Source organism: Ruegeria sp. A3M17 (genome assembly GCF_003318255.1).
Taxonomy (GTDB): Bacteria; Pseudomonadota; Alphaproteobacteria; order Rhodobacterales; family Rhodobacteraceae; genus Ruegeria.
This window is the reverse complement of record NZ_QOCF01000029.1, coordinates 12157-30746: the sequence shown is the minus strand read 5'-3', so window position 1 is coordinate 30746 and position 18590 is coordinate 12157. Positions and strand designations below refer to the sequence as shown.

The following is an 18590-nucleotide window of genomic DNA, read 5'->3' as shown; positions in this document are numbered from 1 at the left end:
CCCTAGCCCAGCGACAGGAGGGTCTGATGCCCGAATTGCAAGGTCAATGCATGTGCGGCGCGGTAACGGTGACCGCAACCCCGGCGCGGGATTCGCTGGGTGCCTGCCATTGTGATCAATGCCGTCGCTGGACCAGTTCGATGCTGGTAACCTTCGCGGCCGAGCCCGGTTATGCTGCTTTGGGACCGGTCAAGACCTACACCTCGTCGGATTGGGCCGAACGGGCATTTTGCTCGGACTGTGGTTCGGCGCTGTGGTACCGGATCACTTTGCCGGGCGAGATGCACGGACAAACCCAAATGGCTGCCGGTCTTTTCGACGACACCGGCAACCCGCTGAAACTTGAACTTTACATAGATAAAAAGCCCGGGGGCTACGCGTTCGCAGGAGAACGCCGGCAGATGACCAAAGCCGAGGTCGAAGCCATGTATGCCCTGCCGGAAGAAGGAGACAGCCAATGACCAAATATGATGCCGATTGGGTGCGGGCCGAAGAAGCCAAGCGCAAATGGATGGCCGAAAATGGTCTCTATTCCGAGGATGATGAGCATTCTTCATGCGGTGTAGGTCTTGTGGTTTCAATTGACGGCAAAGCGTCGCGTAAGGTCGTGGATGCCGGGATCGACGCGCTCAAGGCAATCTGGCACCGGGGCGCGGTGGACGCAGACGGCAAGACGGGTGACGGCGCAGGTATCCACGTGCAAATTCCAGTTCCGTTCTTCTATGACCAGATCCGCCGCACCGGGCATGAGCCACGACTGGATCAACTGATTGCAGTTGGTCAGGTCTTTTTGCCACGCACCGATTTCGGTGCACAGGAACAGTGCCGGACCATAGTGGAAACCGAAGTCCTTCGCATGGGCTATTACATTTATGGTTGGCGTCATGTGCCGGTCGATGTGACCTGCTTGGGTGAAAAAGCCAACGCCACCCGCCCTGAGATCGAGCAGATCCTGATCTCGAACTCAAAAGGTGTGGATGAAGACACGTTTGAGCGTGAGCTTTATGTGATCCGTCGCCGCATCGAAAAGGCGGCACTGGCTGCCGGGATTTCTGATCTGTATCTGGCCTCGCTCAGCTGCCGGTCGATCATCTATAAGGGCATGATGTTGGCCGAGCAGGTCGCGGTGTTCTACCCCGATTTGATGGACGAGCGCTTTGAAAGTGCCTTTGCCATCTACCACCAGCGGTATTCGACCAATACGTTCCCGCAGTGGTGGCTGGCACAGCCTTTCCGCATGCTGGCCCATAACGGCGAGATCAACACGCTGAAGGGCAACATCAATTGGATGAAAAGCCATGAGATCCGCATGGCGAGCGGCACGTTTGGTGACTATGCCGAGGACATCAAGCCGATCATCGCAGGTGGTTCGTCGGATTCGGCGGCTCTGGACTCTGTTTTTGAAGTTCTTGTCCGCGCAGGCCGGTCTGCCCCGATGGCGAAAACCATGTTGGTGCCGGAAAGCTGGTCCAAACAGGCGGTCGAACTGCCGCAGGCGTGGCGCGACATGTATTCCTACTGCAACTCGGTGATGGAGCCGTGGGACGGCCCCGCCGCACTGGCGATGACGGATGGTCGTTGGGTCTGTGCGGGTCTGGACCGGAACGGTCTGCGTCCGATGCGGTATGTGGTGACTGGCGATGGTCTTGTCATCGCAGGGTCCGAGGCCGGGATGGTGCCGATTGATGAGGCCACCGTGACCGAAAAAGGCGCCCTTGGCCCGGGTCAGATGCTGGCCGTCGATATGAAGAAGGGCAAATTGTTCCGCGACACGCAGATCAAGAACAAACTGGCCCGTGCGCTGCCATTTGGCGAATGGGTCGGCAAGATTCACGATCTGGATGCCACGCTGGCAGGCGTGACCGAAACCCCGATCTTTTCAGGTGAAGAACTGCGCAAGCGTCAGATCGCGGCTGGTTATTCGGTTGAGGAGCTGGAACAGATCCTCGCCCCGATGGCGGAAGATGGCAAAGAGGCGCTGGCCTCGATGGGTGACGATACGCCCTCGGCGGTTCTGTCCAAGCAATACCGCCCGCTCAGCCATTTCTTCAGGCAGAATTTCAGTCAGGTGACCAACCCGCCAATCGATTCTTTGCGCGAATACCGCGTGATGTCTTTGAAGACGCGGTTTGCGAACCTCAAGAACGTGCTGGATGAAGACAGCAGCCAGACTGAGATTGTGGTTCTGGAAAGCCCCTTTGTCGGCAACGCACAGTGGGACAAGCTGGTTGAAAGCTTTGATGCTCCGCTGGCCGAGATCGACTGTAGCTTTGAGCCCGGCCAAAGCGCACTAAGCGACGCATTGGCCCGTGTTAGAGCCGAAGCAGAAGAGGCCGTTCGGTCTGGCGCCGGGCATCTGGTGCTGTCTGACATGAACTCGGGCGAAGGTCGTGTGGCGATGCCCATGATCCTTGCCACAAGCGCGGTGCACTCGCACCTGACCCGTCAGGGCCTGCGGACATTCTGCTCGTTGAACGTACGCTCAGCGGAATGTGTCGACCCGCATTACTTTGCCGTTCTGATCGGTTGCGGTGCAACCGTCGTAAACGCCTATCTGGCCGAGGATTCGCTGGCCGACCGTATTGATCGCGGCCTTCTGGACGGGACTCTGACCGAAAACGTCGCCCGATTCCGCGAAGCGATTGATCAGGGCCTGTTGAAGATCATGGCCAAGATGGGAATTTCGGTGATCTCGTCCTATCGCGGCGGACTGAATTTTGAGGCTGTCGGCCTCAGCCGTGCGATGGTCGCAGAGTATTTCCCCGGAATGACCAGCCGGATTTCCGGCATCGGCGTTACCGGTATTCAGACCAAGGCCGAGGAAATCCACGCCAAGGCATGGGTCAATGGTCTGGACGTGCTGCCCATCGGTGGGTTCTACAAGGCACGGAAATCCGGTGAGACCCACGCGTGGGAAGCGACCTCGATGCATATGATGCAGATGGCCTGCAACCGGGCTTCTTATGAGCTGTGGAAGCAGTATTCGGCCAAGATGCAATCGAACCCGCCGATCCACCTGCGTGACCTGATGGACTTCAAACCATTGGGCAAGCCGATCCCGATTGAAGAGGTCGAGTCGATCACCTCGATCCGCAAGCGCTTTGTCACGCCAGGTATGTCGCTGGGCGCACTTTCGCCCGAGGCGCATAAGACGCTGAACGTGGCGATGAACCGGATCGGTGCGAAATCCGACTCCGGCGAAGGGGGTGAAGACCCGGCGCATTTCGTGCCGGAACCCAATGGTGATAACCCATCTGCCAAGATCAAACAGGTGGCTTCCGGCCGGTTTGGTGTGACAGCCGAATACCTGAACCAGTGTGAAGAGCTGGAGATCAAGGTCGCTCAGGGTGCAAAACCCGGAGAGGGCGGCCAGTTGCCGGGCATGAAGGTCACCGACCTGATTGCGCGCCTGCGCCATTCGACCAAAGGCGTGACCCTGATCTCGCCACCTCCGCATCACGACATCTACTCGATCGAGGATCTGGCGCAGCTGATCTATGACCTGAAACAGATCAACCCGCGCTGCAAGGTGACGGTGAAGCTGGTGGCGTCTTCGGGTGTTGGCACGATTGCCGCCGGTGTGGCCAAGGCCAAAGCGGACGTGATCCTGATCTCGGGCCACAATGGCGGTACAGGCGCTTCGCCCGCGACCAGCATCAAATACGCCGGTCTGCCGTGGGAGATGGGTCTGACCGAGGCGCATCAGGTTCTGGCGATGAACAACCTGCGGGATCGCGTGACCCTGCGCACCGATGGTGGCTTGCGCACCGGTCGTGACATCGTCATGGCTGCGATGATGGGGGCCGAGGAATACGGTATCGGCACCGCAGCACTGATCGCGATGGGCTGTATCATGGTGCGTCAGTGTCAGTCGAACACCTGTCCGGTAGGTGTATGTACGCAGGACGACGCCCTGCGCGCCAAGTTCACTGGCAATGCCGACAAGGTAGTCAACTTGATCACCTTCTACGCACAGGAAGTGCGCGAGCTGCTGGCCAGCCTCGGCGCGCGGTCGATTGACGACATCATTGGACGGGCAGATCTGCTGGCGCAGGTCAGCCGCGGTTCGGCGCATCTGGATGATCTGGACCTCAACCCGCTGCTGATCACCGTCGATGGTGCCCATAACATCGTCTATAATCGCGACAGAGACCGGAACGCGGTGCCCGATACGCTGGACGCGGAAATCGTGCGCGATGCCGCCCGGTTCCTGAAAGACGGCGAGAAAATGCAGCTGTCTTATGCGGTTCAGAACACGCATCGGACCGTGGGCACGCGAGTGTCCAGCCATATCGTGCAGAATTTCGGGATGCGGAACACGTTCCAGCCGGACCATCTGCACGTGAAACTGCAAGGCTCGGCCGGTCAGTCGCTTGGGGCTTTTGCGGCCCCGGGCCTGAAGCTTGAGGTGTCGGGTGATGCCAACGACTATGTCGGCAAGGGCCTGTCCGGGGGCACAATCGTTGTGCGCCCGCCGCAGGTCAGCCCGCTGAAAGCGGACGAGAACACCATTATCGGCAACACCGTTCTTTACGGCGCAACTGATGGTCACCTGTTTGCGGCTGGCCGCGCAGGTGAGCGGTTTGCGGTGCGGAACTCGGGCGCCACTGTGGTGATCGAGGGCTGTGGCTCGAACGGCTGTGAATACATGACCGGTGGTATCGCGGTGATTCTGGGTGGCATTGGTGCCAACTTTGGCGCAGGCATGACGGGCGGTATGGCTTATCTGTACGACCCCGAAGGCAAGGCTCAGCAGCTGATGAACATGGAAACGTTGGTGACCTGTCCGGTAACCGTCGACCATTGGGAAGATCAGTTGAAATCGCTGATCGAAACACATCAGGCAGAATCCAACAGCCGCAAGGCCGCCGACATTCTGCAGCATTGGGAGGTCGAAAAGACCAATTTCCTGCAGGTTTGTCCGAAAGAGATGCTGAACAAGCTCAGCCATCCGCTGACGACTGAGGCAACTGCTGTTCCCGCCGAGTAAGCGGAAATAGTTAGACCAAATCAAAACCCCGCGTGTCACCAATGACACGCGGGGTTTTCAAATTGCGACCCGGACTTGCCTCGGATTACTTACCCGCGCAACGCTCAGGCCACGTAACATAAACCGTTCCAAACCCGTCCACAGCGTCGTATAGCAACACAATGGCAAGAAAAGCAGCGCGCAAGTCGAGCAAAAAGAAAAGCAAGGCGTCAAAAACAAAAAAGCCACTGACCCCGCGGATTCGTCGTTGGGTCATACGCGCCGCTTTGGGCGTCGTGGCCTTTGTCGTGGGGCTAGTTCTGCTGTACTCGGTGGTCAATCCGCCGGTAACGCATACGATCTGGTCGGAATGGCGAAGATTGGGAAAGGTCGAGCGCGAGTGGGTGCCGATCGAGGAAATTGCCCCGGTTATGGGCAGATCTGCTGTCGCTGCCGAAGACGCGAATTTCTGCCTGCATTGGGGCTTTGACGTTGAAGCAATCCGCGATGCGCTGGAAGATGGCGGCAGCCGGGGGGCCTCGACCATTACCCAGCAGGTCGTGAAGAACGTGTTCCTGTGGCAGGGGCGCAGTTGGGTGCGCAAAGCGTTTGAAACGTCGATTACGCCCGTCGTCGAAATCTTCTGGAGCAAACAGCGCATTCTGGAGGTCTATCTGAACGTTGCCGAGACCGGTCAGGGGGTTTTCGGCGTCGAAGCTGCGGCACAGCAATATTACGGAACAAGTGCGGCCAGGATGTCCCCAGTACAGGCCGCACGGCTTGCTGCGATCCTGCCGTCCCCTCGCAACAGATCCGTCACAGATCCGTCGGTTCGGACCCGCAGACGGGCGGCATCCATACTGGATGGGGCGGCCACCATCCGCGCAGATGGTCGCGCGGATTGTTTCGAGGATTGAAACCCTATGCCCCTCAAGGCTAAAGCTGGGGGGTATTCACTGGTTCGATTGGAAGATTATGGCGCGTCTGTTTCATGTTCCCCTGTCCCCGTATTGCCGCAAGGTGCGCCTGTCGCTTGCGGAAAAGAAGATCGAAGTTGAGCTGGTCGAGGAACGATACTGGGAACAAGACCCGGATTTCCTGCGCCGCAACCCTGCGGGAAAAGTACCGGTTTTGCGTCTGGATGGGCAAGTCCTGGCGGAAAGCGCCGCCATTTGCGAGTATATCGAAGAAACCCGCCCTGAACCTCCGCTGATGCCTAAAAAACCCGAAGCGCGGTACGAAGTGCGGCGTCTGGTGGGCTGGTTTGATGACAAGTTCCATCACGAGGTCACATCGAGACTGCTGTATGAACGGGTGAACAAGAAGGTGACGGGCGAGGGTTATCCCGACAGCAAAAACGTCAAGGCGGGCGCGAAGGCGATCAAGTATCATCTGGATTACATGGCGTGGCTGCTGGACCATCGGCGCTGGCTGGCGGGGGATCAGATGACATTGGCCGATTTTGCCGCTGCTGCGCATCTGTCATCACTGGATTATATTTCGGATGTGGATTGGAACCGTTCTCAGGCGGTCAAGGATTGGTACGCCAAGATCAAGTCGCGGCCTGCTTTCCGTTCGATTTTGGCGGATCAAGTCCCTGGGTTCCGGCCACCGCCGCATTACGCCGATCTGGATTTCTGATAGTGTCAGGGTTCAGGGGGCTGTTTGCCCCCTCTTGGCCCGGTGGGCCAATTCACCCCCGAGGATATTTGCAGCCAGATGAAGAGCGGATCAGGTTTAAAAGAAAAGCTTGTGGCACAGGCGCTGAGCGAGGGGTTTGTATCCTGTCGCATTTGCCGGCCTTGGGACGTGCCGGAGGTGCCGTCGCGTCTGCAGGCGTTTTTGGATGCTGGGTATCACGGGCAGATGGCGTGGATGGCCGAACGGACCCATTGGCGTGGCGATCCGGCCGCATTGTGGCCCGAGGCGCGGTCGGTGATCATGTTGGCCGAGAGCTATACGCCTGAGCATGATCCGACAGATGTATTGAACCACCCGGACAGGGCAGCGATTTCTGTTTATGCGCAGAATAAGGATTACCACGATCTGGTCAAAAAGCGGCTGAAACGGCTGGCGCGCTGGCTGATTGCGGAAGCGGGTGGAGAGGTAAAGGTCTTTGTCGATACCGCGCCTGTGCCGGAAAAGGCATTGGGGCACGCGGCTGGCTTAGGTTGGCAGGGGAAGCACACCAATCTTGTAAGTCGCGATTGGGGGAGCTGGGCTTTCATTGGGTCTGTTTTTACGACTTTGGACCTGCCCGCAGACATGGCTGAAACGGATCATTGCGGGAAGTGCCGGGCCTGTCTGGATTCCTGCCCGACGGACGCGTTTCCTGCGCCCTACCAGTTGGATGCGCGGCGCTGCATTTCCTATTTGACGATCGAGCACAAGGGGCCGGTCGACGAAGAATTACGCGACAAACTGGGCAACCGGATATATGGGTGCGACGATTGCCTGGCTGCGTGTCCGTGGAACAAATTCGCCGTTGCCGCGAGCGATGTGCGGTATGCAGCGCGTGACGATTTGAAGGCACCCGCATTGGCGGAATTGGCTGTGTTGGATGACGCGGCGTTTCGGGCAAAGTTCTCGGGTTCCCCGATCAAGCGGATTGGGCGGGATCGGTTTGTGCGCAACGTTCTGTACGCGATTGGCAACTCGAAACGGTCGGATTTGATGCCCGTCGCGCAGTCGCTTGCCGATGATCCTGACCCAACGGTGGCGGACGCCGCGCGCTGGGCGGTGAAACGATTATCGTAAGTGACGCAAACAGGCTGGACGTGTCGGTCCAAACCGCTACACCCATCGGCAGCGAACAGGAAGGAGATCCCGATGGCGTTGGCTTTGGGGGTGGATACGGGTGGAACCTATACGGACGCAGTGCTGATCCGGGATGAGAAAGAGGTGATCGCCTCGGCCAAATCCCTGACCACACGGTCCGATTTGGCGATTGGCGTGGGCCAAGCGATTTCGGCGGTGTTGGATCAGGCACAAGTATCGCCGGACCAGGTGTCGATGGCGTCCTTGTCGACCACGTTGGCAACCAATGCTTTGGTCGAAGGGCAGGGTGGTCGTGTCGCGCTGATTTACATTGGTTTCAAGGATACGGACCTTGAGAAACACGGGCTGAGGGATGCGCTGAAAGGCGATCCGGCGCTTGGGATCGGCGGTGGGCATACACATGCCGGCGGTGAAGCAGCGCCGTTGGATGTAGATGCTTTAAAGGCCTTTTTAGCCTCGCATCAGGACGTCTCCGGTTTTGCGGTTGCGGCGCAATTCGCCACGCGGAACCCGGCGCACGAGTTGCAGGCCGCGCGTATCATTTCTGAAAAGACCGGCGCTCCGGTGACGTGCTCTCATCAACTCTCGGCCAAGCTAAACGGTCCGAAGCGCGCGGTCACGGCGGTTTTGAACGCGCGTTTGATCGGCATGATCGACCGTCTGATCGGGCGGGCGCAGGATCAGTTGGTTGATCTGGGTATTACAGCGCCGATGATGGTTGTGCGTGGTGACGGCGCGCTGATGAGCGCAGAACAGGCGCGAGAGCGGCCGATTGAAACCATCCTTAGTGGTCCTGCAGCCTCGATCGTCGGTGCAAGCTGGCTGACAGGGGTTCAAAACGCGCTGGTGTCAGATATTGGCGGTACAACAACGGATGTCGCGCTGATCCGGGACGGCAAACCAGCGATTGATCCGGCAGGGGCGCAGGTCGGCGGATTCCGTACCATGGTTGAGGCCGTGGCGATGCGGACCCATGGTCTGGGTGGAGACAGTCAGGTGCATGTGGTCACCGAAGGGCTGGGTGGCGGCGTGTTTTTGGGGCCGCGACGGGTGCTGCCGGTTTCCCTGATTGCTGCCGAGGCACCTGAGGTCGTTCACGCCGTTCTGGATACTCAACTGCGCGCAACAACTGTGGGTGAGCATGACACGCGGTTCGCCCGCCGTGTTCCCGGTATCAACGCCGACGGGTTGGGTGCGCGCGAAGAGTCGCTGTTGGAGAGGCTGGGCGAGAACGTCATGCCCCTAAGTGACCTGCTGCGCACCCGCATGGAGAACGGAGCTTTGTCGCGTCTGGTGGATCGCGGTGTCGTTCAGGTTTCGGGTGTGACGCCATCGGATGCCAGCCATGTTTTGGGCCGATTGCATGCCTGGGATGCGGACGCAGCCCACAAGGCGTTGGAGCTGGTTGCGCGCAAGCGGGTGGGGACTGGCGACAGGTTGGCCGCCACCCCGGAACAGTTGGCGCAGATGATCGTGGATCAACTGACCGAACAGACATCTTTGACCTTGTTAGAGACCGCTTTTGCGGAAGAAGCCGAAGGATTTGGTCTTCCGCCCGCCGAACTGGCTCGGCATGTCCTGATGCAGAAAGGGCTGGCGCGGCATCGCGGTTTGCTGGCGCTGGACGCATCGCTGAACGTGGATGTGGTAGGTCTTGGCGCTTCGGCTCCCAGCTATTATCCGGCTGTCGGGGATCGTTTGCATTGCACTATGATCCTGCCGGAACACGCAGGCGTGGCCAACGCGATCGGGGCAGTTGTTGGCCGGCTTACATTGCGCAGATCGGGAACGGTGACGTCCCCGTCCGAAGGGCGCTACCGGGTTCATCTGGAAGAAGGGCCGCAGGACTTCACAGAATCCGACAAGGCGCTGGCGTTGCTGGAAACGGTTCTGAGGGATCAGGCCGAGGGTGCAGTGCGACAGGCCGGAGCGACAGATATCCGGGTGGTTGTCGATCGCGACATCCGCACCGCGCGCATCGAAGCGCAGGACGTGTTTGTCGAAGCGATGATCACGGTCGAAGCCAGCGGGCGCCCAAGGATGGCGTCTGGTTAGCCCCCCCACTAACAAAGGGGGGCAAACCGGTTACTCAGCCGCGCTGCGTTTGGGCAGAACCCAATCGGGGCGCGGGAAGTGGCAGGTATAGCCGTTGGGGATACGCTCAAGATAATCTTGGTGCTCCGGCTCGGCTTCCCAGAAATCGCCTACGGGTTCGACCTCGGTGACGACTTTGCCCGGCCAAATGCCGCTGGCATTCACATCGGCAATCGTGTCTTCCGCCATCTGTTTTTGGGTGGCATTCACATAGTAAATGGCCGAGCGATAGCTCATCCCGCGGTCATTGCCCTGACGATTCACTGTTGTCGGGTCGTGGATCTGAAAGAAGAACTCGAGCAGGTCGCGAAAGGTGGTCTGCGCGGGGTCGAAAATGATCTCGATCCCTTCGGCATGGGTGCCGTGGTTGCGGTAGGTGGCGTTGGGCACGTCGCCGCCGGTATAGCCGACGCGGGTGCCAGACACACCGGGTAGCTTGCGGATCAGGTCCTGCATGCCCCAAAAGCAACCTCCGGCAAGAACAGCGCGTTCAGTGGTCATTGGATGTCCTCCACATGGATCAGGTATTCGCCATACCCTTCGGCCTCCATCTCATCGCGATGAATGAACCGCAATGAGGCAGAGTTGATGCAGTAGCGCAGCCCGCCGTGTTCGCGCGGACCGTCAGGGAACACATGCCCCAGATGACTGTCCCCATGTTTCGAGCGCACCTCGGTCCGGATCATCCCAAGCGTGCGATCTTCGATTTCTTCAACATGCTCGTGCACGATGGGTTTGGTAAAGCTGGGCCAACCGCACCCGGATTCGTATTTGTGGGCCGAGGCAAACAACGGTTCGCCCGAGACGATATCGACGTAGATACCCGGTTCGATGTTATTCAGTAGTTTTCCGGTGCCGGGGCGTTCTGTACCGCTGCGTTGGGTGACGTGGTATTCTTCGGGTGAGAGAGCGGCAATGGCCTCGGGGTCTTTGGTGTAGCGGGTCATGGCTTCTCCGGTGTTGATGCGATCTGGATTTCTATTTGGGCACAGTGGCGCGGAAATCAAAATCATATTTCAGCCGGCTCTCGTTCTCGTGCAGGTGATCCGAATGCCAGACGCGTACGTAATTCACAATAAAGGAGGTGACGCCATGTTCAGACTGCTTCTGTTATTCGCCCTATTGCTGGTTGCCCGCGTGGTTCAAGCAGCACCTTTGACCGGTGAATTTGTCTCGATCGACGGTGGCAATTTGTCCCTTGAGGATTGGCGAGGCAAGCCGGTACTGGTTGTGAACACGGCATCCCATTGCGGATTCACAGGGCAATATGCTGGCTTGCAAAAGATTCATGACACCTATGCTGATCGAGGTCTCGTGGTTTTGGCCGTCCCTTCGGATTCGTTCAATCAGGAATTAGGCACGGCGGCAGAGATCAAGCAGTTCTGCGAGATGAACTATGGCTTGACCTTGCCCATGACCGACATCACGTCACTAAAGGGCGTTGCGGCCCATCCGTTCTACCGTGCGGTTGCTCAGCAGACGGGATTCGTACCCAAGTGGAATTTCAACAAGATCCTGATTGATCCAGCGGGTGAAGTGATTGCGACCTATGGGTCGAACGTCAAACCGGATTCACCGAAACTGTTGCGTCAGGTTGAGGCCTTGCTCCGCTGATCGGTTTGCCGGGACAACTGCACCGCCAGAATACCCAGCGTTGTGATACCGACACCTACTGCATCCATGGGCCCAAGTTTTTCGCCCAGGAAAACTGCGGCGACGGCCACACCAAACACCGGGTTCAGAAAGTGAAAAGTCGCGGCCCGGATCGCGCCGATACGGTTCAACAGCATGAACCAAATTAGCGTCGCCAGCAGGCCGGGGAACAGCGTTGTGTAGGCAAACGCGAGCAACCAGGGACCGTTGGGATGGATGTAAATTGTCTCGAATATAGGGGCTGCGAGGAACAGAATTGCCGCGCCCACAAGCATCTGAAGTCCGACCACCATCATGAAATTGCCGCCGGAGGTTGCCCCGCGCACAGCCAAGGTCGCAAAGCTGAGCGCCAGTGCCCCAAGCCCGCACAACATGACGCCAAACAGGTCTGCGCCCGCGCTTATCCGGCTGCTCATGATCAACGCGACGCCCGCGAAACCGGCCAGCAACCCGAACACGCCCAGCGGTCGAAGTTTTTCGTGGAAAAGGGTCCAGCTGGCCAGCGCGACGATCAGGGGCATTGTTGATGCAATAATCGCCGCAACAGATGCCTGTACGGTTTGCATTGCGTAGAAATTCAGACCCAAATACAGGGCATTTTGGCATATTCCGAACAGGATGGTTGCGTACCACTGCGCGCGAGTCAGACGCCAGCTTTGGCCCATGGCCCGCGCAATTGCGACCCCCAGCAACCCCGAAATCAGAAATCGCAGCGCCAGTGAGAACAGGGGCGAGGCATCGGCGACGATGATCCGCGCCGAGGTAAAGGCTGACGACCAGATGAAGGCAAATGCCAGCCCCATGGCTATGGCGCGCAAATCCATGGTGACCCTTTCCCAAACGCCGCGACTGTTTCCGAAATTCCTGAAACGCGCAAGCACCGCGCGTCAAAATAAACACAGGTTTCGCCTGTTGCATTCAGCTTTGGCAGTTTTGTTGATTGATCAGTCAATTAAAGTTATACGATCCGCACTCTGACTAACCAAGGGAGGAATGTTGGTGCTTTTGGAGTATATTCTGTCTTTCGGCGTCCTGCTGGCATTGGGCCTGGTCGCTTTCTTCGTCGTGAAATGGTGGAACCTGCGCTGTGTGGGCGTCACGCCGGTGCATCTGTTCACATTCATCGCGATCCTTTTCACGTCCGGTCTGGATGTTGGCCTGATCATGTTCCCGCTGACCGAGTTTGGCGGCTATGCCGAGGAACCGGCCTATGCCTTTGCGAACCCGCTGGCCATCGAGTTCGGCTTCTGGGGCTTTCTGATCTGGGCCTTCTACTTCCTGACAGCGTTCTATTTCTGCGTCATCGAACCCCGCGTGAAGTTTTTTGAGATCCCGCTGGTCAAGCTGATCAACAACGTGGTCATCATCGGCACCTGCGCCTTCACCGCCAGCCTGTTCCTGATCTACCTGCCCGGCTATCTGCCCGAGGTTGGAGACGGCGAATCCGTTGTCACCACTTTCTATGTCATCGTATTTGTGGTCATTCTGGCGGCGGCATATTCGTCAACCGACCTGAAATACGTCCGTATCCTGTCTGTAGGTTCGACTATCCTGTTCCTGACGCTGATCCTTGGAATGTGGATTGCCGCGGTCATGGGCATGACCGGAATTGTTGAAACCGGCAGCAATATCGGTGCCTATTTCGCCAATCTGCACAAGTTCGTGTTGCCGCTGACTGATTATCACGCCTTTTACCTGTTCTGGTGGTTTGCGTGGTCGATCATGATTGGCCAGTTCACCTCGCGCTTTGTCGGCGGGCTGAAAACCTGGCAATTGCTGGCCGCGCTGCTGATCTTCCCGTCGATCCCGTTGGCGATCTGGTTCACCGTTCTCTACTACTATCACCTGAACGGCATCAGCACTGCGGGCATCACCAACATCGCGATGGTGATTGTGGGCGTGACCTTTGTGATCAACTCGCTGGACTCGCTGATCCGTCTGTACACTGACAACTTGAACCTGACAGTCGAGCGGTTTGGTAAGGCGATCTACGTTGCAGGCAACGTTGTGCTGTTGTTCGTCCTGACCCTGTTGTTCCAGAGCCAGTGGCTGCAGATCCAGTGGATCGGAGCTGTAGTCGTTGGCCTCTATTTGGCTTGCGTGGTCTACATCCTGATCACCAAGCGCAAGGAGGTGATGAGCATCGATTCAATGCCAGAAGGTCGTGATCTGGACTTCCACAAGGTTGAGACGGTTCACTAATTGCTGAACGGAAAAAAAGAACAGACGGGCGCTTAAACCGGCGCCCGTTTTCCATGGTCTTGAATCTCTTTCTTGGAAAAAGTCAGAATCGAAAACGGAACGCAAAACCGACAAGCGGTGCAGTGTCGTAAGATTGTCGGCTAATCTCATTTCCATTTTCGTCATCCAGAGTAAGCCGGCCATCGAATTCAGCTCCGGCAAAAACGTTTAGAGAAACTCCTGGATTGGGGCTGTAGTCCAAGGCCAATACAACCGGGATGCTCTTGTCTTCCCCAACGCCATCTGGCGCAAGATCTTGGTCATCCAGGCGAAAGCGGATGCGTTCAGAGCGCGCAGCCAAAGACAGGTTTATTGTGTCAGTCATGGCATAACTCAGTGTCAGCCCCGGCCCTCTGGTTGCGCCAATCCCTGATCCCGTATTCAGATTCCAACGGTCATTGATGTCCCAATCCACCAGAAGAGCCGGAAAAAAGTCCACGCCTTCTTCCTCGAGTTGGGAAAAAACGCCGAATGCAGGTCCAATCGTTAAGCGACTACTGACTTCCCAAGCCAGACCGGCAAAAACCCCGTAAGTCCGCCCATCAGACGCGTCTATGCCACTTTGATAATCCCATCTGATTTGTGGGGATATAAACAGTTGTGCCGATTCACTGACGCGCGCGCGTACCGGAAACGAGATCCGGATATCGCGTATGTCGGTCCATGGTTGATTGTCAGTCTGACTGAAGTCGTAGTCAAATTGCCCAAGGCTTATGGACAGGCCAAATGACGTACCATCGCCGGTATTATACAGCGAACCGCCACGAATAAAGGCACGACTTGCAGAGAAATTGCCACCTCCGCTTAGGGATGCGCTGCCTTGATACGCCGCAAGCCCATCAACCTGAAAGCCCAAACCAACGGGTTGCGCAGCCAACTGAGTTGTCCAGGTTAGAAAAAAGGCAATCGCCAGAGGCGAGATTTTGGGGAAGAAGTGCGCCACGTTTTGCAAACCGATCGATGAATTCAGATGTTGTTATTCAACAACTAGACGGGTAACCCGCAAAGTACATCGAAATCCATCGGCTGTGCCAAAATTCGTTCCAACAGGCGAACAAAGAAAAAGGGCCCCCAAACGGCGGCCCTCAATCGTTTGCAGTGAAGACTGAGATCAGCCGTTCACGCTGTCCTTCAGAGCTTTCGCGATGGTCATTTTGACCACTTTGTCCGCTTCTTTCTTGAACTGTTCGCCGGTGGCGGGGTTGCGCACCATGCGCTCGGGGCGCTCGCGGCAGTAGATTTTGCCAACGCCAGGCAGGGTCACTGCGCCGCCGGCGGAAACTTCGCGGGTGATTAGGCCGGTCATGGCCTCCAACGCTGCGTTCGCAGCTTTCTTGTCGGTTCCCATTTCCTCAGCGAGAGCAGCCACCAGCTGAGTCTTTGTCATAGGCTTTGCCATTTCTTGGTCTCCTTAACGTGCCCGATACATAGGGCCTCACCGCGTAACTGTAACGGGATATTGTGGTCGAACACAACGAATAGTAGCGCCGAAAACCCTAAAAATATGGGGAAATCGTTGCTTTTTTGCTTCAGAGAAAGGCTGTTTCGTCGAATGAACGCAATTTCCGGCTGTGCAGACGCTCTAACGGCATGCCGCGCAGATGTTCCATCGCCCGAATTCCGATTGCAAGATGGCGACTGACCTGGGTGGTGTAAAAGGCAGATGCCATGCCCGGAAGCTTTAATTCGCCGTGCAGCGGTTTGTCAGAAACACACAACAACGTGCCGTAGGGAACCCGGAACCGATAGCCATTTGCGGCGATGGTTGCGCTTTCCATATCCAGTGCAATGGCGCGGGATTGACTGAGCCGCTGCACCGGGCCGGACTGATCGCGCAGTTCCCAGTTGCGGTTGTCGACCGAGGCGACGGTGCCTGTGCGCATGATCCGCTTAAGCTCGTACCCTTCCAACTCGGTGACCTCGGCCACGGCGCTTTCCAGCGCGACCTGAACCTCGGCCAGTGGCGGGATCGGAACCCAGACTGGCAGGTCATCGTCCAGCACCTTGTCTTCGCGCAGATAGGCGTGGGCCAGAACGAAATCCCCAAGCGCCTGCGTGTTGCGCAACCCGGCACAGTGGCCGACCATCAGCCAGGCGTGGGGCCGCAGAACGGCGATATGATCGGTGGCCGTTTTAGCGTTCGACGGCCCAACTCCGATATTGACCAGAGTTATCCCGGACCCGTCCTCGCGCTTCAGGTGATAGGTTGGCATTTGCGGCAGCTTCAGTGGTTGGACCAACTCTTCCTTGGAGTCCGTGATCTCGACATTCCCGGTCGAGACGAAGCTGGTGTAACCGCTGTCCGGATCGGCCAATTGCGCGCGCGCGTAATTCTCGAATTCTGAGACGTAGAACTGGTAGTTCGTGAACAGGACATGGTTCTGGAAATGGCTGGGATCCGTCGCGGTATAATGCGCAAGCCGGGCCAGCGAATAGTCGACGCGTTGGGCAGTAAACAAGGCCAGCGGGCCGGCTTCATCCTCGTGGTCGTACACCCCGTTGACGATATCATCGTTGGTCGTGGTCAGGTCGGGAACGTCAAAGACATCGCGCAACGTGAACCCGGCCGCGCCCTGTTGCGGAACGTGCAGATCGGGATTGTTGGCAACCGCGAAATGCACCGGGATCGGCGTTTCGGACGGCCCAACCGTAACGGGCTGGTCGTGATTCTTGATCAGCAACGCGATCTGCTGGGTCAAATAAGACCGAAACAAATCCGGTCGCGTAACGGTCGTGGCATGAATACCCGGTTCCGAGACGTGGCCAAAACTCAGGCGGCTGTCGACATGCGCATAGGACGACGTTCTGATACGGATTTCCGGGTAGTAGGCTCTGAACCGCGCAGTTGGTGCGCCGTGTTCAATGGCTGCCGAGAAACTGTCGCACAGAAAGCGGGTTGCTTGTTCATACAGCGCTTCCAACCGAGCGACCGCTGCTTTGGGGTCGGTGAATTGTTCCGGTTTAGGTGCGTCGGGTGTTTTTATTATTGTCATGCAAGTGGTTCCAGAAGATCGATTTTTTCAAAGGTGCGCACATCCACCAGACCCAGATCCGATATCCGCAATTCCGGAATCACGACCAGTGCCAAAAGTGAGTGCTGCATATATGCGTTGTTGAGGGTGCACCCGCAGGCCTCCATCGCCGCAACCATGTCGTCGGCCTTGGCAGCAACCTGTGATGCAGGGCTGTCAGACATCAGGCCCGCAATGGGCAATTCGACCAGCGCAAGTTCTTCCCCATCGCGGAAGATGGTGATACCACCACCCACCTCGGCCAGCCTGTTTGCGGCCAGTGCCATCTGTTCGCGGTCCGTGCCGACTACGATCATGTGGTGACTGTCATGTGCCACGGTCGAGGCCATGGCCATTTTGCCCTGATATCCGAATCCGGAAACGAAAGCGTTCGTCACGCCGCCCGTCGCCTGGTGCCGTTCAACCAGCGCGATCTGGCAGACATTGTCGTCGCCCTCGACCAATCCTTCGATGATCGGCAGTTCAGCCTTCAGAGCTTTGGTCGGAGCCTGGTTTTCCACCACGCCGATCACGTTGGCCTGCACACGGTTTGCCCCTGCAGGTGCTTGGATTTCGAAATCGGCAGTGGTCAGGGTATGCCCCAGATGCACGGTGTTCCGGGCGGTATCAGGCCAGTTGAGGTGCGGGCAATCAACGGTGATTTTACCGTTCTCGGCCACGATCTGACCGCGCGCTATCACGGTCTCGATGGGCAGTTCTTTCAGGTCCGAGCTAAGTATGACATCCGCGCGCCGCCCTGGCGTGATCGAGCCGATCTCGCGTTCCAGCCCGAAATGGGTCGCCGTGTTGATCGTTGCCATTTGCAAGGCAATCAGCGGATCACATCCGCAAGCGATGGCGTGCCGAACCACGCGATTCATATGGCCGTCATTGACCAGCGTCCCTGAGTGGCAGTCGTCGGTGCACAAAATAAAGTTGCGCGGGTCCAGACCTTTTTCCGTGACAGCCGTGATTTGGCTTTCGACGTCATACCAGGCTGAGCCCAGCCGCATCATCGACCGCATTCCCTGCCGAACACGCGCGATCGCGTCCGCCTCGCAGGTACCTTCGTGATCATCCGCCGGTCCCCCGGCCACATAAGCCGCAAAATTAGGCCCTAAATCAGGCGAAGCGTAGTGCCCGCCTACGGTTTTCCCGGCGCGTTGCGTGGCGACGATTTCCGCCAGCATCTTTGGGTCGCCGTTGATGACACCCGGAAAGTTCATCATCTCGCCCAAACCGACGATGCCCGGCCAGTTCATCGCCTCGGCAACGTCTTCGGCGGTGATTTCGTACCCCGTCGTCTCTAATCCCGGTGCAGATGGGGCACAGGACGGCATCTGGGTAAAGATGTTCACCGGTTGCATCATCGCCTCGTCATGCATCATGCGCACGCCGTCCAGGCCAAGGACATTTGCGATCTCATGCGGGTCGGTGAACATGCTGGTGGTTCCATGCGGAATGACAGCGCCGGCAAATTCAGCCGGTGTCAGCATGCCCGATTCGATATGCATATGGGCATCACACAGGCCAGGGATCATATAGCGCCCGGCGGCCTCGATGACCTGAGTCTCTGGGCCGGTGCAATGTGATGCATCGGGTCCGACATAAGCGATGCGCCCATCAGCGATCGCAATGTCATGGTTCGGAAGGGTTTCGCGGCTGTGCACATTCACCCAGATTCCGCCGCGAATGACCATATCCGCGGCTTCACGACCTGCGGCTACGGCAATCAGACGGGGGGCGACATCGGGCCAACTAGGGATGGGTGTGTGTTCCATGGCCCAACTTTCCCGAATGTGCAGGAAGGTTCAACCCCTTGTGAACAGGTATCATCAAACCGT

Annotated in this window: 15 protein-coding genes; 8 read left to right on the top strand and 7 right to left on the bottom strand. The window is 57.7% G+C overall.

From position 1 onward, the window contains the following. The first annotated feature begins 26 nt into the window (after positions 1-26). The 6 genes from DS906_RS16740 (at position 27) to DS906_RS16715 (ending at position 9802) form a co-directional block, all read left to right on the top strand. Positions 27-461, top strand: coding sequence for a GFA family protein (locus DS906_RS16740; RefSeq protein ID WP_113791269.1), 435 nt, complete (start codon positions 27-29; stop codon positions 459-461). Next, positions 458-4990: a glutamate synthase large subunit gene (gltB, locus tag DS906_RS16735; RefSeq protein ID WP_113791268.1), complete on the top strand. Its 4533-nt coding sequence runs from the start codon at positions 458-460 to the stop codon at positions 4988-4990. The genes DS906_RS16740 and gltB overlap by 4 nt, the downstream gene beginning before the upstream one ends. A gap of 161 nt (positions 4991-5151) precedes the next feature. Then, positions 5152-5886, top strand: coding sequence for a monofunctional biosynthetic peptidoglycan transglycosylase (gene mtgA / locus DS906_RS16730; RefSeq protein ID WP_113791267.1), 735 nt, complete (start codon positions 5152-5154; stop codon positions 5884-5886). 58 nt (positions 5887-5944) lie between these two features. Next, positions 5945-6610, top strand: coding sequence for a glutathione S-transferase family protein (locus tag DS906_RS16725; RefSeq protein ID WP_113791266.1), 666 nt, complete (start codon positions 5945-5947; stop codon positions 6608-6610). 78 nt (positions 6611-6688) lie between these two features. Continuing rightward, entirely contained in the window at positions 6689-7726 is a 1038-nt protein-coding gene (gene queG, locus DS906_RS16720; protein WP_113791265.1) for a tRNA epoxyqueuosine(34) reductase QueG, read from the top strand. A gap of 72 nt (positions 7727-7798) precedes the next feature. Beyond that, positions 7799-9802 (top strand): hydantoinase/oxoprolinase N-terminal domain-containing protein, encoded by a 2004-nt coding sequence (locus DS906_RS16715; protein ID WP_113791264.1) that lies wholly within the window; start codon positions 7799-7801, stop codon positions 9800-9802. A gap of 30 nt (positions 9803-9832) precedes the next feature. Here the strand turns inward: DS906_RS16715 and msrA are convergent, their stop codons facing one another. Both msrA and msrB read right to left on the bottom strand, forming a co-directional pair. Next, on the bottom strand, positions 9833-10342 hold the full coding sequence (msrA, locus tag DS906_RS16710; protein WP_113791263.1) for a peptide-methionine (S)-S-oxide reductase MsrA: 510 nt from the start codon (positions 10340-10342) through the stop codon (positions 9833-9835). Then, positions 10339-10788 carry a peptide-methionine (R)-S-oxide reductase MsrB gene (gene msrB / locus DS906_RS16705; protein WP_113791262.1) on the bottom strand — a complete coding sequence of 150 codons (450 nt, stop codon included), beginning with the start codon at positions 10786-10788 and terminating at the stop codon, positions 10339-10341. Before msrB ends, msrA begins: the two co-directional genes overlap by 4 nt. A 145-nt stretch (positions 10789-10933) precedes the next feature. Between msrB and DS906_RS16700 the strand changes: the two genes are divergently transcribed. Beyond that, positions 10934-11455, top strand: coding sequence for a glutathione peroxidase (locus DS906_RS16700; protein WP_113791291.1), 522 nt, complete (start codon positions 10934-10936; stop codon positions 11453-11455). On the opposite strand, the gene DS906_RS16695 is transcribed toward DS906_RS16700, so the two are convergent. Then, positions 11431-12318 carry a DMT family transporter gene (locus DS906_RS16695; RefSeq protein ID WP_113791261.1) on the bottom strand — a complete coding sequence of 296 codons (888 nt, stop codon included), beginning with the start codon at positions 12316-12318 and terminating at the stop codon, positions 11431-11433. The two genes, DS906_RS16700 and DS906_RS16695, sit on opposite strands and share 25 nt — an antisense overlap. Positions 12319-12499: 181 nt before the next feature. Between DS906_RS16695 and DS906_RS16690 the strand changes: the two genes are divergently transcribed. Continuing rightward, positions 12500-13696 carry a BCCT family transporter gene (locus DS906_RS16690; protein WP_113791290.1) on the top strand — a complete coding sequence of 399 codons (1197 nt, stop codon included), beginning with the start codon at positions 12500-12502 and terminating at the stop codon, positions 13694-13696. Positions 13697-13778: 82 nt separating this feature from the next. On the opposite strand, the gene DS906_RS16685 is transcribed toward DS906_RS16690, so the two are convergent. The 4 genes from DS906_RS16685 to ade form a co-directional block, all read right to left on the bottom strand. Next, positions 13779-14612 (bottom strand): hypothetical protein, encoded by an 834-nt coding sequence (locus DS906_RS16685; RefSeq protein ID WP_233494823.1) that lies wholly within the window; start codon positions 14610-14612, stop codon positions 13779-13781. A 234-nt stretch (positions 14613-14846) separates the two neighbouring features. Then, positions 14847-15134 carry an HU family DNA-binding protein gene (locus tag DS906_RS16680; protein WP_039533371.1) on the bottom strand — a complete coding sequence of 96 codons (288 nt, stop codon included), beginning with the start codon at positions 15132-15134 and terminating at the stop codon, positions 14847-14849. A gap of 130 nt (positions 15135-15264) precedes the next feature. After that, entirely contained in the window at positions 15265-16728 is a 1464-nt protein-coding gene (locus DS906_RS16675) for an AMP nucleosidase (protein WP_113791260.1), read from the bottom strand. Next, a complete protein-coding gene (gene ade / locus DS906_RS16670; protein WP_113791259.1) occupies positions 16725-18527 on the bottom strand; it encodes an adenine deaminase in 1803 nt (600 codons plus the stop codon). The genes DS906_RS16675 and ade overlap by 4 nt, the downstream gene beginning before the upstream one ends. Positions 18528-18590: the final 63 nt, after the last annotated feature.

Coding starts and splice junctions, on each gene's coding strand:
- DS906_RS16725 (WP_113791266.1), top strand. CDS start 5,945: ATGGCGCGTCTGTTTCATGTTCCCCTGTCCCCGTATTGCCGCAAGGTG.
- DS906_RS16700 (WP_113791291.1), top strand. CDS start 10,934: ATGTTCAGACTGCTTCTGTTATTCGCCCTATTGCTGGTTGCCCGCGTG.
- ade (WP_113791259.1), bottom strand. CDS start 18,527: ATGGAACACACACCCATCCCTAGTTGGCCCGATGTCGCCCCCCGTCTG.
- queG (WP_113791265.1), top strand. CDS start 6,689: ATGAAGAGCGGATCAGGTTTAAAAGAAAAGCTTGTGGCACAGGCGCTG.
- gltB (WP_113791268.1), top strand. CDS start 458: ATGACCAAATATGATGCCGATTGGGTGCGGGCCGAAGAAGCCAAGCGC.
- DS906_RS16680 (WP_039533371.1), bottom strand. CDS start 15,134: ATGGCAAAGCCTATGACAAAGACTCAGCTGGTGGCTGCTCTCGCTGAG.
- DS906_RS16695 (WP_113791261.1), bottom strand. CDS start 12,318: ATGGATTTGCGCGCCATAGCCATGGGGCTGGCATTTGCCTTCATCTGG.
- DS906_RS16740 (WP_113791269.1), top strand. CDS start 27: ATGCCCGAATTGCAAGGTCAATGCATGTGCGGCGCGGTAACGGTGACC.
- msrB (WP_113791262.1), bottom strand. CDS start 10,788: ATGACCCGCTACACCAAAGACCCCGAGGCCATTGCCGCTCTCTCACCC.
- mtgA (WP_113791267.1), top strand. CDS start 5,152: ATGGCAAGAAAAGCAGCGCGCAAGTCGAGCAAAAAGAAAAGCAAGGCG.
- msrA (WP_113791263.1), bottom strand. CDS start 10,342: ATGACCACTGAACGCGCTGTTCTTGCCGGAGGTTGCTTTTGGGGCATG.
- DS906_RS16715 (WP_113791264.1), top strand. CDS start 7,799: ATGGCGTTGGCTTTGGGGGTGGATACGGGTGGAACCTATACGGACGCA.
- DS906_RS16675 (WP_113791260.1), bottom strand. CDS start 16,728: ATGACAATAATAAAAACACCCGACGCACCTAAACCGGAACAATTCACC.